At 32.8% G+C, this 16,187-nt stretch carries 13 protein-coding genes; 10 read left to right on the forward strand and 3 right to left on the reverse strand.

Going from position 1 to position 16,187, the window contains the following annotated elements:
* The first annotated feature begins 3 nt into the window (after window positions 1-3).
* The 10 genes from OCV48_RS00115 (at window position 4) to OCV48_RS00160 (ending at window position 12,341) form a co-directional block, all read left to right on the forward strand.
* On the forward strand, window positions 4-147 hold the full coding sequence (locus OCV48_RS00115; RefSeq protein WP_262558456.1) for a hypothetical protein: 144 nt from the start codon (window positions 4-6) through the stop codon (window positions 145-147).
* A 112-nt stretch (window positions 148-259) separates the two neighbouring features.
* Entirely contained in the window at window positions 260-808 is a 549-nt protein-coding gene (locus OCV48_RS00120) for a hypothetical protein (RefSeq protein ID WP_147590778.1), read from the forward strand.
* A 432-nt stretch (window positions 809-1,240) separates the two neighbouring features.
* Window positions 1,241-1,942 (forward strand): hypothetical protein, encoded by a 702-nt coding sequence (locus OCV48_RS00125; RefSeq protein ID WP_147590779.1) that lies wholly within the window; start codon window positions 1,241-1,243, stop codon window positions 1,940-1,942.
* Window positions 1,943-1,987: 45 nt separating this feature from the next.
* Window positions 1,988-2,740 carry an ATP-binding cassette domain-containing protein gene (locus OCV48_RS00130; protein WP_262558459.1) on the forward strand — a complete coding sequence of 251 codons (753 nt, stop codon included), beginning with the start codon at window positions 1,988-1,990 and terminating at the stop codon, window positions 2,738-2,740.
* A 159-nt stretch (window positions 2,741-2,899) separates the two neighbouring features.
* Complete coding sequence (locus OCV48_RS00135; RefSeq protein ID WP_147590781.1) at window positions 2,900-3,409, forward strand: hypothetical protein; 510 nt, start codon at window positions 2,900-2,902, stop codon at window positions 3,407-3,409.
* Between the two features lie 526 nt (window positions 3,410-3,935).
* Window positions 3,936-5,930: an amylo-alpha-1,6-glucosidase gene (locus OCV48_RS00140; protein ID WP_021982294.1), complete on the forward strand. Its 1,995-nt coding sequence runs from the start codon at window positions 3,936-3,938 to the stop codon at window positions 5,928-5,930.
* A 20-nt stretch (window positions 5,931-5,950) separates the two neighbouring features.
* Window positions 5,951-7,123 carry a class I SAM-dependent methyltransferase gene (locus tag OCV48_RS00145; RefSeq protein ID WP_262558462.1) on the forward strand — a complete coding sequence of 391 codons (1,173 nt, stop codon included), beginning with the start codon at window positions 5,951-5,953 and terminating at the stop codon, window positions 7,121-7,123.
* A 194-nt stretch (window positions 7,124-7,317) separates the two neighbouring features.
* Complete coding sequence (locus OCV48_RS00150) at window positions 7,318-9,888, forward strand: hypothetical protein (protein ID WP_147590782.1); 2,571 nt, start codon at window positions 7,318-7,320, stop codon at window positions 9,886-9,888.
* A 103-nt stretch (window positions 9,889-9,991) separates the two neighbouring features.
* Window positions 9,992-11,182 (forward strand): hypothetical protein, encoded by a 1,191-nt coding sequence (locus tag OCV48_RS00155; protein ID WP_021982297.1) that lies wholly within the window; start codon window positions 9,992-9,994, stop codon window positions 11,180-11,182.
* 64 nt (window positions 11,183-11,246) lie between these two features.
* Complete coding sequence (locus tag OCV48_RS00160; protein ID WP_021982298.1) at window positions 11,247-12,341, forward strand: V-type ATP synthase subunit I domain-containing protein; 1,095 nt, start codon at window positions 11,247-11,249, stop codon at window positions 12,339-12,341.
* A gap of 234 nt (window positions 12,342-12,575) precedes the next feature.
* On the opposite strand, the gene OCV48_RS00165 is transcribed toward OCV48_RS00160, so the two are convergent.
* From OCV48_RS00165 to OCV48_RS00175, 3 genes are all read right to left on the reverse strand, one after another.
* Window positions 12,576-13,856 (reverse strand): hypothetical protein, encoded by a 1,281-nt coding sequence (locus tag OCV48_RS00165; RefSeq protein WP_147590783.1) that lies wholly within the window; start codon window positions 13,854-13,856, stop codon window positions 12,576-12,578.
* A 17-nt stretch (window positions 13,857-13,873) separates the two neighbouring features.
* Window positions 13,874-14,986: a DUF58 domain-containing protein gene (locus OCV48_RS00170; RefSeq protein WP_147590784.1), complete on the reverse strand. Its 1,113-nt coding sequence runs from the start codon at window positions 14,984-14,986 to the stop codon at window positions 13,874-13,876.
* 117 nt (window positions 14,987-15,103) lie between these two features.
* Window positions 15,104-16,069 carry an AAA family ATPase gene (locus tag OCV48_RS00175; RefSeq protein ID WP_021982301.1) on the reverse strand — a complete coding sequence of 322 codons (966 nt, stop codon included), beginning with the start codon at window positions 16,067-16,069 and terminating at the stop codon, window positions 15,104-15,106.
* Window positions 16,070-16,187: the final 118 nt, after the last annotated feature.

A 16,187-nucleotide genomic window follows, 5' to 3' on the forward strand; every position in this document is an offset into this window, starting at 1 on the left:
GTAATGTTATCATGGATTGGAAAGAAATTAGAAATGGTATTAGCGAACCCAATTATCGTTGGGGAACTTTGTGAGGGAGATATATCATCAGAGTGGTATATAAATGGTCAGCTAGGTGTAATGACAGACGGCAATGGTCTTTACTAGATTAGAATGAGACATTATAATGTTAATATCAATCGATTTATAAATCAGGACATAGTATATGTGAATAGTATTAATTCTGGAGAAAGACAATTAAGATTGTGGAGGACTAAGGATGGATATTGGATATTATTATCAAATACTAGATATAGGAATAGTGTATGAAAAGGGAAGAAAAAGAGGAAAAAGATGGAGAATAGGTGAGAGAAAGCGTTTAAAGGAAGAAATATTATTTTGGCAGAGTCTGTTAGAGTTTATTTCACTTGAAGAGAGAGGGATTGATTGCTCTGAGAACCTATTTCGAAGTCTTGATAACTTGTGTAGAAAGTATAAACTTCCTAATTATGAGAGAATTTTGAAAATGAAAATCCAATTGGTAAATGATATTTGTATATTTGAAAGAAAGCGAGAAGATGAAATAAATATTTATAATTTGATGAATTGCTTAATTAAGGATATACAAACTACATTAGACGCTTCGAAAGATAAAGAAGCAGTTTATCATATGTTAACAGTTATGCATAATTTACCTAAAGCAATGTATGGACGAAATATATTGAACGAGCATTGTAATTTAATATCATATAGTGATGCATTGTTATATACACAAGGGTGTATGGATGAGAAAATGAAAGAAAGATATAAAGAATATTTGATTAAATAATTGTTGTCAATGTTATTCCTGATAATTGGATATATACCATATAAAAATTAGAAGGATATAATGATAGAAGAATTAGTAAAGAAAATCGAAGATAGTTATTATTGGGATGTACGATTTAAGACACTAGATTGTAATTATTTTGGAGATGAAGTTAGATATGTTAGTATTTGAAAGTGATAATGAATTGCAACGTGAATTATTAAAGAGAATGTAACAGAAGTTGGAAACATCTGGGTAATATTCATACGGGTAAATACAATATTGATTTAATAGAGGAACAAAAAATCATCATTGAGAGCTTTATTGAATAACAAAAGTATCTTATTTTGATTATGTAATTAAAACGTATAATATTAGTATAGTAACATATGGACAACGACTACCAATAAATAATGCAAAAATAATTGAACATAAGAAGGAGTGGTGGCAATTTTGGAAGTAATAAAAATTTCTATAAATAATAACTACTTAATAAATTACATGAATGTTTATGGAGAAAAAACACATGATTATATATCTGCTAATGACTATTCTTTCAATGCAGGAAAAATATATGGCATTATATGCGAGCAAGGGGCTGGTGGAGAAGGAATTTCTCAAATATTGACTAATAAAGTATCTAATGTCAACACTCAAATATATATTGATGGAATGGAAACTAATAATATAAGTGATTTAGCATGGTATGTTGGAAAAACTGTTAAATACGGACGAATAGTCAATAAGGAATTAAGCATTAAAAAAGCATTAGAATTAGCTGTTAAAAAATATAATCGTTATAAAGATATTGAAACTATTATAGAGGAATTTCATTTGTCTAGACATAGAATAAATTATGGATTGTCGAATATTGATGTGTGGGAAAAATGGAGAGCTTCGATTGCTATAGGATATGCAGCACAGAAACAAATATTTTGTTTTCCATGGATGGACTCATTGTATTTTTTTGATTGTATGTTTAATTCATCAGTGTTTCGTTTTTTTAAAAGAATTACGCAAGATGGTGGAATAATAATTCTTCCCACATCAAGAGAGGAAAATGTAAAACAACTTGCAGATGAAATAGTTAAAATACAATGTCCTAGGTTTAAACATTGTATTTCAGATACGGAAAAATTTAAAAAATACTTTTGAATTTTATTGAAAATACTATTGAATATTTGAATGAAAAATTTACAGATGAAAGAAGGAATGGTGGCAATTTTGGAAAGAATAAAATTAGTAATGAAAAATGGAATTATGCATGTGAACAATCATATAGGAGAAAAGTACATAGAATTATTAAGTGATAGTGAATTTAGTTTTGAAAAAGGAACAATATATGGAGTAATAGGTGAAAGTGGTGCTGGAGGGGAGACAATCTCATCTTTATTATCCGGTAGAATTATTTCGGACAATGCTGGTATTTATTATGACAATATAAAAGCAGATAACAAAGATATACAAAGTAAAGGATGGTATGTTGGAAAAGTAGAATATTCAGACGGTATATTTCAGAGGGAAATTAGTGTTAAACAGGTAATAAATAAAGCAATAAGAAGATATAATAGGTATGAAAATATAAATGAAGTTATACAGGAATTTGGACTTACACAAGGAAGAGTAGAATATAAACTTTCGAAATATAGTGGAGAAAGATTAAGAGCATCATTAGCGATTGGATATGCGAGTAATAAAATAGTTTATTGTTTTCCTTGGATGAATACTGCATATTTCTATGATATAATTTTAAGTTCGGGAGTTTTTCGTTTTTTTAATAAATTAAAAGAAGAAGGCTGTATAATAATTTTGCCTACTTCTAGAGAAGAGAATGTAAATGGTTTTGTAGACAAGGTAATTAATATTAATAATCCAAAATTTAATTATATATTATCTGAAAATCAATATTTTATTCAAAACATTAAAAGAGATAATAGGCCTGATTTTTCCTGATGATTTTATTCTGGAAGAAAATTATTATGAAACAATAAAATTTAATGATTGGACGATAGATTGCTAATAGTCGTTATAAAAGGAGAAAATAAGCATTGGTCTTGCATAAGGTGGTACATTCACAGCTATTGCTGACTAAAACTGACGGAGGCTGAAAGCATGGTTAGAGTGTTATGCATTGGATTGTATAATGGAGAAGGAAAATTTATTAAAGAACAATGGAAATGTTTTATAAAATGGTGCAGAATAGAATGTAATAAAATAGTCATTTACTCGCCAATGACTTATAACACAGTCCGTTCTAAATTCTTGTCATATTGCAATATTAGTGTGTTGAAGAAACCAGATGAATCATTAGATGTTTATACGTATGAAATCAATATAATAGATAGTGAATTTTGGAATTATATTGAAGATTTTAATTTTAATATTGATATAATAGATAATATTTCTTACATATTTTTTTTCAGTAGTGAAAAAAATATTGCATCACTACAAATAGTTGATTTTGAGAATTATTTATTGATTGAAGAACCAATTGCTCATCAAGAAAAATTGTTATTAAACGAAATGTTGATACAGGAGAATATTCGATTATGTATTAATGGGAAAGCGGATGTTGATGAATTATTGCAAGAAGAAAGTTGGGAGCCACTGGGAAAACTATAATATAGAGTCATTTAGTAAAGGCAAATAAATGTACCCAGGATATTTTCAAGAGGATTATACTGATTTAAATAGTAAATGGAGTAACAAGTGTAGAGGGCAACGCTTAGAATGGAGATGGTTCGGGAGAAGAAGTAAAAATGATAAAAAGTTTTGTTTTTAAAGACGAATGGAATGAAAGAATCATCTTAGAAATTGTGGCACAAAGTGTTAAATATGATGATTGAGCTAGAATATGATTTATATAATGTAGTGGTTGAATGTTTTGAATTGTACAACCTAAAAATATGAATGTATTTGATAAGAATGAAAATGCTTCAGATAAATCATCACAATCCCGCAAATATACATTGCCCCCACCTATAAATTATGATATTATTGCGTTATACTGAACATAAAAATAACAGGTATTAAAAAGTTCTTTTTATTAGAAGTATTATATCTGAAAGAAATATAAAAGAAATTATAAAAGAAATATATTAGAGAGAAACATATCTGGAAAAATATATCAGAAAGGTGTGTTGATATTATGGAATTTGGAAAAGGCTATTGGAAGACATTTAGTGCAGGTGTGGAGAGAGAATGGGTAATAACTAATGGAATCGGTGGTTATTGTGGAAGTACAATAATTAATGCGTGTGCAAGAATGCATCATGCATATCTGGTAGCAAGTCTGCATGCACCGGTAGAACGTTATGCGGTTTTGAATAAAATAGATGAGTCGATAACAATAGGGGACAAGACATATTCATTTGCTACGAACCAGAGACCAGGTGGTTGGAATGAAGAGGGACAGAAATATTTACAGAGATTTGTATATGATGAATTACCACATTTCGTATATCAGGCTGAGGGTACATTTATAAATAAGACATTGTCATTCGAATGGGAGAAGAATACAATTGCGATTGGCTATGATATTATGAATGGTGCAAAAGAGGCTGTATATGAGATAACTCCATTCTTTACATACAGAGACCATAGTTCAAGAGTTGAGAAATCAGACCTTAAATTCAAGACAGAACTGACAGGTAAAAAGACATTAGAATTAGTACCTAAGAAGAATAAAGATGTTACTATTAAATTCTATGCAAGTAATGGTAAATTCGTTGAAAATGAAGAAAAATACGACCATGATATGGAACTTCAGACAGAAATCAATACAGGTGGCGAACCAATTAATAACAGCTATACACCATATAAAGTTGTAGTTAAGTTAGCACCATTTGAACATAAGAAAATATCTGTAATCTGTTCTATTGAGAAGAAATTCGAAAAAGATGCATTTGTAACGATTGAAAAGGGAATGGAAAGAATTAAGAAGATAAAGGAAAATGCTGGATATACAGATGAGTTTGCTAATTCTTTAGTTCAGGCAGCAGACCAGTTTGTTGTAAGAAGAGAATCAACAGGAAATAAGACAATTATGGCAGGTTACCCATGGTTTACAGACTGGGGCAGAGATACAATGATTGCGTTACAAGGGCTTACATTGTCGACAAAACGTTTTAATGATACAAGAGAAATACTTAAATCATTTGCTAAATATGTTGATAAAGGACTTGTTCCTAATGTATTTCCGGATGCAGGCTTAAAGCCATTCTATAATACCGCAGATGCTTCAATGTGGTATTTCTATTCGGTTGATAAATACCTGGAATATACAGGCAATGAAGAAGATTATGAATTTATCAGAGAAGAAATATATGCTAAACTCGAGGAAATAATTCATTTCTACAGCACTAAGACAGATTTCTCAATATATATGGAAGACGATGGACTTATTCACGCAGGCGGCGGATATGACCAGGTTACATGGATGGATGTAAGAGTAGGAACATGGGTAGTTACTCCAAGACATGGTAAACCTGTAGAGATAAATGCTTTATGGTACAATGCTTTGCGTGTAATGGAGAAGTTAAGCAAGCGTTTTGGTACAATTTCAGAATATGGAAAGACTTCAGAAGAATATGCTAAGATGGCAGAGAAAGCAAAAGAGTCATTTAATAAAGAATTCTGGAATAAAGAAGATAAGTGCCTGTATGATGTGGTAGATGGTAACGTTGGAGATGCTAAGATTAGACCAAACCAGATATATGCAGTTTCACTTCCTTATACAATGTTAGATGAGAAGAAGAGTAAAGCAGTTGTAGAGAAAGTTATAAGTGAACTTTATGCAACATATGGACTTAGAACTCTTTCTAAAGATGATGCAGAATACCAGCCTTATTATAAAGGTAAGCTTCATGACAGAGATGCGGCATATCATCAGGGAACAACATGGGCATATCCTTTAGGGGCTTTGATTACTGCATACTTAAAGGTATTTGGTAAGAATGACGAGACAAAGGCATATGCACTTCATATGATAGAGCCATTAAAAGACCATTTAAGAGATGGCTGTGTTGGTTCGATTGCAGAGATATTCGATGGAAATGAGCCAAATATTTCAAGAGGCGCATACGCACAGGCATGGAGTGTCGGTGAAATCTTAAGAGCCTATACAGAAGATATTTTGGGATAAATAGAGAAAGGACAATTTCAGTGGAAACAATATTACGTGATGAATTAATTAAATATATGGATAGAAATCTTATAAGAGTAATTGTAAGTAATCCCAGAGACAAAGATGGAATCAGCAAGATAAAGGTAAGAGCAGTTCTTATTAATTCAGAGCTTATGTTTCAGGCAACGGAATATGTTGGTAATCAGGTACTTCACCACAATTATACATCTACTGAAATTGCATCCTATCTTGATAATATGATTACGAACAGCTTCAAGCAATGCGAGATAGTTACTAATGATATTGTCGCAAATATCTTAGTTAGTAAAAAGGGCAAGATAACGATTAACAGAAAGAAGTCGGCTGCCAGATTAATAGAGTCAAAATCGGTAAAGGTAAATGACCTGAGTCATAACAGGACGAAGCATTATATTCTTGAAGAGGGAATACCTGTACCATTTCTGATAGATTTAGGTGTAATGAATACAAAGGGTGATGTGCTAAAACCCCGTTATGATAAATTCAGACAGATTAACAGATTCTTGGAATTTGTAAAGGATATAGTAAGAGAGCTGCCAAGGAACAGGGAAATCAATATAATTGATTTTGGTTGTGGAAAGAGCTATCTTACTTTTGCTATATATTATTATCTGCGTGAATTGTGTGGATTAGATGTCAGAATAACAGGTCTTGATTTGAAGAAAGATGTTATTAATAAATGTAATCAGTTAAGTGAGAAATATGGCTATGACAAGCTGATTTTCAAATTAGGCGATATTGCTGATTATGAGGGACAGAATAATGTCGATATGGTTGTGACATTGCACGCCTGTGATACTGCGACAGATTATGCATTATATAAAGCAGTAAGCTGGAATGCGAAAGTTATTCTGTCAGTACCATGTTGTCAGCATGAGATAAATAAACAGATTAAAAATGAGATGATGTCTCCGGTACTTAATTATGGAATACTTAAAGACAGAATGTCTGCGATAATGACAGATGCCATCAGGGCTGAAGTGCTTAAGATTAAGGGATATCATACAGAGATTTTAGAATTTATAGATATGGAGCATACTCCTAAGAACCTGCTTATAAGGGCAGTGAAAAATAAAGTTAAAGACATAGATAACAATACAGAAAGAGAAGCTCTTGACAGAATGATTAAAGAGTTTAATATAACACCAACTATAGTCAAGTTATTATTATAGTGTACCTGCAAATAGTAGGAAGTGCGATAAGTAGCTTGAAAGTGGAGAAAAGTGTGAAAAATACAGATTGATATCTGATTTTTCACACAGCTAAATATGTTGCAGGCACCACATTTAGTATTTATCGCAGAGCCAAATCTGACATTTGGCTCGCGGTTCCTCCGTCACTATGTGCCTGCGGAATGGAGATTAGTGTGAAAAACATAATTAACAAATTTGTGATTCTGCTGCTTGTATTTGCGGTAGTAATAGGGATATATTTTTTCATAAACAGAGATAAGAAAGAAGACAAGAATATAATTATGGGAGAACCAACTCTTCCTACCATATCATTTATGGCATCAGGAGAGACCTCCAGCGCTAACGATATTGAGGTAAATGAGTTATTCGGATATACGACAGAGATGGAGACTAAGTATATGCGTGATACCATTACACCTATTAACGATGAGAGAAAAATTACTGTAAGAGTAAATAACCATGAAAATGTGGTAATGGGTGCAGAATTTGAAGTAAGAACCTTAGATTGTGAAAGACTTATTGAGAAAACTGAGGTTAAAGCAGAAAATATCAAGACAGATGGAGATTACACTAACATTGATATTCAGTTAGATAATATGATAGAAGCTGACACAGAATATTATCTGGTTATTAGACTTACAACAGACAGAAATGAAAATGTGTATTTCTATACACGTATTAAGCAGCTTACAGAGAATCATTGTAAGGAAGAGATGGAATTTGCAAAGAAATTCAGTGCTTCAACATTTAGTGATACAGAATCAGAGAATATAATTAATTATCTTGAAACAAATGCTTCGGAGGATAATTCGAATTTCGGAAAGGTAAATATCCACTCAAGCTATAAACAGATTACGTGGGGCGATTTAAAGCCTGAGAAGGTAACTAATCCGGTTGTCAGAGTACAGGAGATATTAGGAGATATAGGTTGTTATAAATTAGTATATAAGATAAAGGCATTAAATGATTATGATGCATACCAGTATTATACTGTTACTGAATTCTTCAGGGTGAAATGGACAAGCAGCGAGATTTATCTGTTAGATTATGAGCGTACAATGAACCAGATATTTGATGCAAATAATCAGAATATTTCGGCATACAGAATTAATCTTGGAATCTCAGAGAATTCAGATGTCGGGTTTAAATCAAGTGATGATACGAGCTATATTGCATTTGCCAAGGAAAACGGTCTGTGGCTTATGGATATAGGTGAGAATAAAGTATATTCGTTATTTGCATTTGAAGAGGTGGAGACAGCGGATATAAGAGATACTAATAATGATAATGATTTTCAGGTAGTATCTGTGGATAACGATGGAAATGTTAAATTCATTGTGTATGGTTATATGAATCGTGGTGAGCATGAGGGAATGGTCGGTGTGAGTCTGTATGAATATAATCATAAGAAGAATCTTGTGGAAGAGAAGATATTTATTCCGTTTACAAGGAAATTTGATATTCTGAAACAGACAATGGGCAGATTATCTTATGTAAATGACAAGGATATAATGTATGTAATGTTAAGTGACAGCGTGTATTCGATTGATTTGACCGGTAGTGAATATGTACAGGTTATTTCGAATCTTAAGGAAGATAATTATGCTGTTAACAGTAATGGTAATATCGTTGCATGGGAAACTGATGGCAGTGATAAGGGCAGCAGTTCTGTGAAAATGCTTAATCTTGAAAATGGTGAAGAATGTGAGATAAAGGCAGAAGATGGCCATAAACTTAAGGTGTTAGGCTTTTTAGGTGATGATATGGTATATGGCGATGCCCTTGAAAGCGACATTATAACAGATAATAATGGTAATGTTACGGTCGGAATGAACAAGGTTATAATAGCAGATATTAAGGGAGAAGAATTAAAGAGCTATAGTAAAGAAGGCTACTATATATCAGGTGCTGATGTATCAGATAATATGGTGAATTTAACAAGAGTACAGAAAACACCTGATGGCAACACTTATGTTAAATCAAGTGACTATCAGATATTCGGTAATGAGGAAGAAGATACAAGCGTGGTATCATCAGGTATTATAACAACAGATTTAAAGAAGAAAGAAGTTGTTATATCATTTGTTAAGAAAGTAACGACTTCAAATCAGCTTAAATCCCTCTATCCTAAGGAAATTCGTTTTAGCGAGACTAATTCACTAAGTATTCGTGAGCTTATAAATGGCGGGGATAAATATTATGTGTATGGACAGGGCAAAATGCAGTCAGTTTCAGATAATGTATCTGATGCCATTATAGCAGCAGATAGGACAGCAGGCGTGGTTATCAGCGAAAGTGGCGACTATGTATGGGCAAGAATGAGTAAACCAACCCAGTATGAATTGACAGACGTGGCATTTACCGGAACTGCCGAGAGCGGCAATAGTACGGCACAGTTAGCATTATGTGTTCAGGCAATACTTATGCATAATGGTGTAAATACAGATGTAGCATCAGAACTTGCCGGTGGTAAGACTTCAGTTCAGATTATTAATGAAAAGATTTCTAATAAAACGGGATTAGACCTGACGGGCTGCTCACTTAGTGAGGTTTTATATTATGTATGGAACGGACAGCCGGTGCTTGCATCAACTGACGGAACTAATTATGTACTTATTGTCGGATATGATTTCTACAATGTTGTAATGCTTAATCCGGTAACAGGCCAGACCTATAAAATGGGGCAGGATGAGGCAGGAGCAATGTTTGATAATACAGGTAATAAATTCATTGCAATTAAATAAATGCCTGACATTCACTTGTTGATATTATATTTTTATTATGATATTATGTAAGTATTCGGGCAGAGTTATGAATTGCAAAATAATATATAGAAGGTATTAACTGATGAAATTATTTAATAATAAAAAATCCGATGATGGTGAGAAAGCAGCAGAAAAACCAAAGAAGAGTGTGAAGAAGAGAATAATATCATTCTTTAGAGAATTTCTAAAGATAGTCTTTGTATTAGCTGTATGCGGCGGACTTGGTATATTCATTGCACTCGGTAAAAGAGCAAGTTCTCCATACAGATATGCAGAGGAATATTTCTCTTATTATGTCACTAATAATTATACGGAAATGTATAAAATGATAGAAGTAAAAGAGACAGATTTCATTGATTTGGATAAGTTTAGAAATAAATGTGAGGGCGAGAAAATATATGGTTCAATCAAGGGATACAAGCTTAGTAAACCGGTTGAGCAAGGCGACAAGATTATATATGTTGTAACGTATTACATTGGTAATGATGATTCGCCTAAGACATATACGATAACTTTACATAAACAGAAGAAGCATACACATGTATTTTTCAGTACATGGAAAGTTGATGTGGACAGGTTATTTATAAGTGATTATAATATCGTTGTTCCGGTAGGTAAACAGGTATTTATGGATGGTAAAGATATAAGCTCATATAAGAGGAGTACATCAGAAGATGGCACAAAGGATATTTATGTAATTGATAAAATGTTTTCAGGTGACCACACGATTTCAGTAACATTAGATGATTCAGGTGAGATTACCAAGACAGAATATGTTACAGATAATAATGCAAATGTGGAGATTACGACAGAAGATTTTGCAATGAAACCTGATGTAAAGCAGAAGATTTATGAATATTCTACATTTATTGTAAAGACGATGTATGAATATGCAATGGATAAGACGAAGAATTACGAAAATATTTGTGATTTGTATGCTAATACAGAAGAGGCAAAGGCCTCAGCCAAAGCAACATTTGATGCATTAGATGCAGCGATAGAACAGCCTGACGGTGCATCATTACGAATACTTGATATGAAAACGCTTTCGCCAAAGATTAAATCTTTCACATATCCTGATAAGGTAATTGTGGAAGTTACATATAACTATGAATTTGCGGCAGTTACAGGAACTTCAATGCTTAGTGGAATTGTAGAGAATTATTACGGTGCAGGAACATCTACGGCAACAGTATATCTTAATCTGATAGATGATGCATGGAAGATAGTTAAGGTAGATATGCAGTGCATTGATTATAGCAAGCAGGAATAAATCATTATAATATCAAAATTAATAAAAATATCATAAACATACAGGAAAAAAGGAGGAATGGGTTATGGGTCTACTCACAACAGTAATAAAGAAACAGGAGACACCAACAGGAATTAATAATTCGAATCTGTCAGCTAATGACGAGAAGAAAATCTTATTGAATATTAATTCAAGAATTGAAGATTTAAAAGCCCAGAATATGGAAAATGCCAAATTCTTAAGAGGAATCAGCAGAAAGATTGAGTCTGAACTTAATGCAATGCGTGAAGCAGAGGACAATAAATCAATTGAGGTATATGATGATTCGAATATAATTGAAAGTATAAATAAAGTCCAGAAGTCTCTCGAAGAAATCAGTAATAATGATATATTAGAAGCTATCAGCAGAATAGATACATTGCTTAATGATATGAATGTATATGATGTCAAAGAGGGCATTGATAAGATTAATAAATCGATTGACGAGATTAATTCAAATGAAGTGTTAGTTGAGATTCAGAAAGTCAACGAGACAGTTAAGGGAATCAACTTTGATCAGATAATAAACGAATTATCAACTATCAATGAGACTATGTCACAGGTTAATTCTGATGTATTATTAATCGAGATAGACAAGATTAATAAGGCACTTAAGAATATCAATTCTGATTCAGTATTAGATGAGGTAGCTAAAGCGAATACTAAATTAGATGCCATTAATGTAAATGAAGTTATTAATGAAATACATAGAGTCGAAACAATTGTAAGTGAAATTAATGAAAATGCAGTTTTATCGGAATTAGAGAGAGTAAAGAAACTAATTAATGAGAAGAACTCATCAGAAGTGATGGATACTCTTGATGCTAAAATCAAAACACTTAATGCAAAAGATTATACAGATACATTATTAGAGATAGAGGATCGTATAAAGAAGAACGAAGAAAAGATTAATGAACTTACTGCTAAGGTAGACAGAGTTGCTACAATGCCAACGATGCTGAAATCAATAATTGAGCATAATAATGAAGATGCAATTGGCAGAACAGAAGAACTTCTTACTGAGTTAAATAGACGTGAGCGTACGAAAACTGATGGAATAAAGATGATAGTGAACGTAAACTTGTGGGTGTCTTTATTAACAGCAGCAGTGCTTATTGCAAACATACTTGGAATTATATAGTTAGTAGTCTGTTATTTACACATGATTGATGATGTACTGTGAGGAAGTTATATGCCGCCAGATACAAAAGGTCGTGCAGTAAATCTCCGCTCAAGCGAAGCACGTTTGATTTACTGTATCGCAATAACCTTATGTATCTGGCGGCATTTAGTTCCACCATATAAAGTAATTATGATGGCATGAATAACAAACTACAATGCGTATTAATAGCTGGTTACAGATTATACCCCGGTTTTATTTATCATCTAGAATTCGCTTTGCATTTTCTACATCTGCTTTTGTAATTTCACCATCTGAATATCTTGCTTTTTCGTAAAGTGATGTAAGTTCATTTAGATTTCTGTTAGAAAATGAATCATTCTCTTCTTTATTGATTGAATTACTTATCTGGTCAGGCGTGTAGCTCTTTCTTATAATGATTCGGTTATTTTTCTTTGTACTTGCATTTACTTTGTTAAGATATAATTTCCTTATCTTATCACGATTTGAATGGAAAATCATTTTCTTTAGAAAACCATCTTCTTTCTTAGGGGAAGTTGATGTACGTTTAACGATCTCTTTTGTATCCTTGATTTCGTCATTAGTATTATTGTTGCGGTGCATATATTGCTTAATAAATGAATAGATAATGTATATAATTCCGACGATAATTCCTATGAATATAACTACCTGGAATACTTTGAAAATAATATTGCCAATATTCGGACCACTATGCTTTGAAGTGTATGCATAGATTATATTGCCATCACCATCATCGTTGATATTAGGTGTTGTTACCGGCTCTGATTCAACCTTATCAGTCATATCTGTGCATCGGGCAAATAGTTTAAAGAATTGCCGGGCAAGCCATTTGAAAAACCTGCCTATTATATTAAAACTACTGTCTGAGAAGAAAGAATTTGTTATCATAATCAGCAGAACTATAATTACATTGAATAATGCAATTAACGAGAAATTAGTTGTAAATGTACGTTTAAGTTCATCAGAGAAATTCTCACTGCTAAGTGAATATGATAAAAATTTATCTAAATAATCTCTTATAAAATATAAGAGAAAGAAAGCAATTCCACTAATGTATGCATAGTTATGGACAATTGGTGAAAGGCCATATGAACTATGTATATAGACAATTATAAATGCGACGATTCCAGCTAAAGGTATATCGATTACAATACGACTTCTTTCGTTAGCATCTGTTTTCCAGAAATTTATTGCCATAAGCAGATATGCAAATGAAATACAGCCAAGCAGAAGTCTGTCTGTTAATACAGATGAAATGACTACAGAACCTCCGATAATCAATATATGTATTAAGAAGAACAGGATTAAATTCTTAATATATCTTCTGGCTATATAATCAATTAGGACAATTCCTGCAATAACAGAAATGCATACAGGCCATGTTGAATGGTTATTTAAGAATATATCCGAAAAATATATGTAAATTAATTCAGTAAACAAGATACACATAATGAGATAAATTGTTGTACTTGCGAAATTTAAAATTTTCTTCAAATATGTGTCCTCCTCTTTTAGTAGTCAATATCCCACTTTATCATATCTTTAATCTCTTCTTTAACTTCGAACTGTTTAAGCTCAGGAATGATGAGAAGCGAAGAAACACCACGAAGTTTCGCTTCCTCATAAGCTTTAATGATTTCATTACTACGATTGTTAGAGATTACAATATAATAAGTCATTTCATTTACGGTATCAAAACAATTGTTAAGAACCTGTACGAAATCAATATTTTCAGCATGTGTATCAATACGTGCAAGGGCTGTATCAATTGATAACATATGGTGATTGCCTGCACCAGATTCCTTAGAAATCTGTTCTTTAGTATAGGAGTCAACTCCATTAGTAATTAAACCGACAGAGACTCCGGTGCGTATAAAACGTTCTGCTATGGAACTTGCAAGACTTATAATACTTTCGATAAGCCGGTCATCTCTTGAATAAGTCTGTGCATCAAGATTAAGAATAATACGGACTTCCTGCGACGAAGTCATAAAGAATGTATTAACCTGCAGAGTGCCGAATTTGGCAGAGCTTTTATAATTAATTTTACGGATGCCGTCATATGGCTGGTATTCTCGTATTCCTTTGAATTCAAAAGGGTCTTCAATATATGTTTTCTGTGTTACAAAATTTCCGGTTATTGTCTTGAATGGTATATCAAAAAATGCTAAATCAACCTTGCGTGGAAATACATTTATTACAGCGTGGTTAGTGCATTTACCAGTTAAGGTAAGCTTCATAAACAAGTCACTGGACGTTATATTCGTGTCGTGCATATAGAAACATCCACGCTTGGTACAGGTAAATTTAAGCGTTCTCGTAACAGACTGGTGTCCCATAACCGTAAATACATCATCGCGATAATAGTTATCGGAGATGGATGAATTGCATTCATTTTCAAAGACGAAACTCTTAGGGGTATCGAACTTGACATGAAGCATTGGAATTGGGAGAAACTTGTCGTTAGTAATAACTTCCTTGAGTTCGTTTTCTTCACCTGCCACGCAATCTGTTGTTTTATAGCTGATTTTAACATCAAGATTTTTATTCCACAACTTCCTATATAAGAGGCGCTGAAGTCCCATAAGAAGTAGTGCACATACAAATGCAATGAGTAATATCATATAAATAAATTCTCCATATATCTGTCAACTTAGATTAATTGATTAGTGTATCAAAAGTGTGTTGCATCAATCATATCTATATGTGGTTGGTGCAAGGTGTCTCTTGCTATGCTAATCTTAATATGCAATAACGTTTTGAAAATTCTCTGTAGGAACAGGTACAGTGTCAAGAATTCCGTTAATAATGGATGCTTTGTTAGAATTTTTGGCAATGTTTGTATATGAAATAATTCTGTGCGCAAGTACAGGGACTGCAAGTGCCTTTACATCTTCAGGAATTACATAATCTCTTCCGTTAATGGCTGCATAGACCTGAACTGCCTTAAGAAGTGCAAGTGTACCACGAGGACTTATGCCTGATGATATAGAAGAATTATTTCGGGTAGCATTAATAATGTCTACGATATATTTACGGACTGATTTATCGACATAGACATTTTTAGCGGCAATGCCCATATTGTAAATGTCATCTTTCGTGCATACAGGTGCTAATTCGTCAATCGGATTAGATGCAATGAAACGTTCAATAATTGCCAATTCTTCGTCAGGTGTAGGGAAACCCATTGATAACTGCATCATAAAACGGTCTAATTGTGCTTCGGGAAGAGTAAATGTACCGGCTGTCTCAATTGGGTTCTCTGTTGCAATTACTAGGAATGGCTTGTCTAGAATTCTTGTTTCACCATCTACTGTAACCTGTTTTTCCTCCATACATTCAAGCAGGCTTGACTGTGTCCTTGGTGTTGCCCTGTTGACCTCGTCGGCTAGTAAAATATTTGCAAAAACAGGTCCTTCCACGAATTCAAAAGAATGTGTCTCCTGATTAAAAATGTTAAGACCTGTTACATCAGATGGAAGTAAATCCGGTGTAAACTGTATTCTGTTAAATGTTCCATCTATCGATTTGGCAAGAGATTTAGCTAAAACCGTCTTACCAGTACCTGGTGTATCTTCAAGCAGAACATGTCCACCTGCGATTATTGCAGTAATAATATAATCAATAGTCTCTGACTTACCAATAATTACTTTATTAATATTCTCTTTGATTTTTAGACTTATTGTCTGAATGTCTTTTAATTCCACGTAATACCTCCGCTTTGTATACAAATATGCTACAATTTTTCTTTAATACCTATCCTATATTATAATAATTTTATCGACAAAAGTCACGAAGTTTAGTGTTTTTTTACTTGTTATATAA

The organism is Bovifimicola ammoniilytica (assembly GCF_025567085.1).
Classification (GTDB): Bacteria; Bacillota; Clostridia; order Lachnospirales; family Lachnospiraceae; genus Bovifimicola; species Bovifimicola ammoniilytica.

What these genes read in the sequence shown, in the direction of transcription:
- OCV48_RS00135 (WP_147590781.1), top strand. Translation starts at nt 2,900, where the DNA reads ATGGTTAGAGTGTTATGCATTGGATTGTATAATGGAGAAGGAAAATTT.
- OCV48_RS00120 (WP_147590778.1), top strand. Translation starts at nt 260, where the DNA reads ATGGATATTGGATATTATTATCAAATACTAGATATAGGAATAGTGTAT.
- OCV48_RS00170 (WP_147590784.1), bottom strand. Translation starts at nt 14,986, where the DNA reads ATGATATTACTCATTGCATTTGTATGTGCACTACTTCTTATGGGACTT.
- OCV48_RS00115 (WP_262558456.1), top strand. Translation starts at nt 4, where the DNA reads ATGTTATCATGGATTGGAAAGAAATTAGAAATGGTATTAGCGAACCCA.
- OCV48_RS00155 (WP_021982297.1), top strand. Translation starts at nt 9,992, where the DNA reads ATGAAATTATTTAATAATAAAAAATCCGATGATGGTGAGAAAGCAGCA.
- OCV48_RS00130 (WP_262558459.1), top strand. Translation starts at nt 1,988, where the DNA reads ATGAAAGAAGGAATGGTGGCAATTTTGGAAAGAATAAAATTAGTAATG.
- OCV48_RS00160 (WP_021982298.1), top strand. Translation starts at nt 11,247, where the DNA reads ATGGGTCTACTCACAACAGTAATAAAGAAACAGGAGACACCAACAGGA.
- OCV48_RS00140 (WP_021982294.1), top strand. Translation starts at nt 3,936, where the DNA reads ATGGAATTTGGAAAAGGCTATTGGAAGACATTTAGTGCAGGTGTGGAG.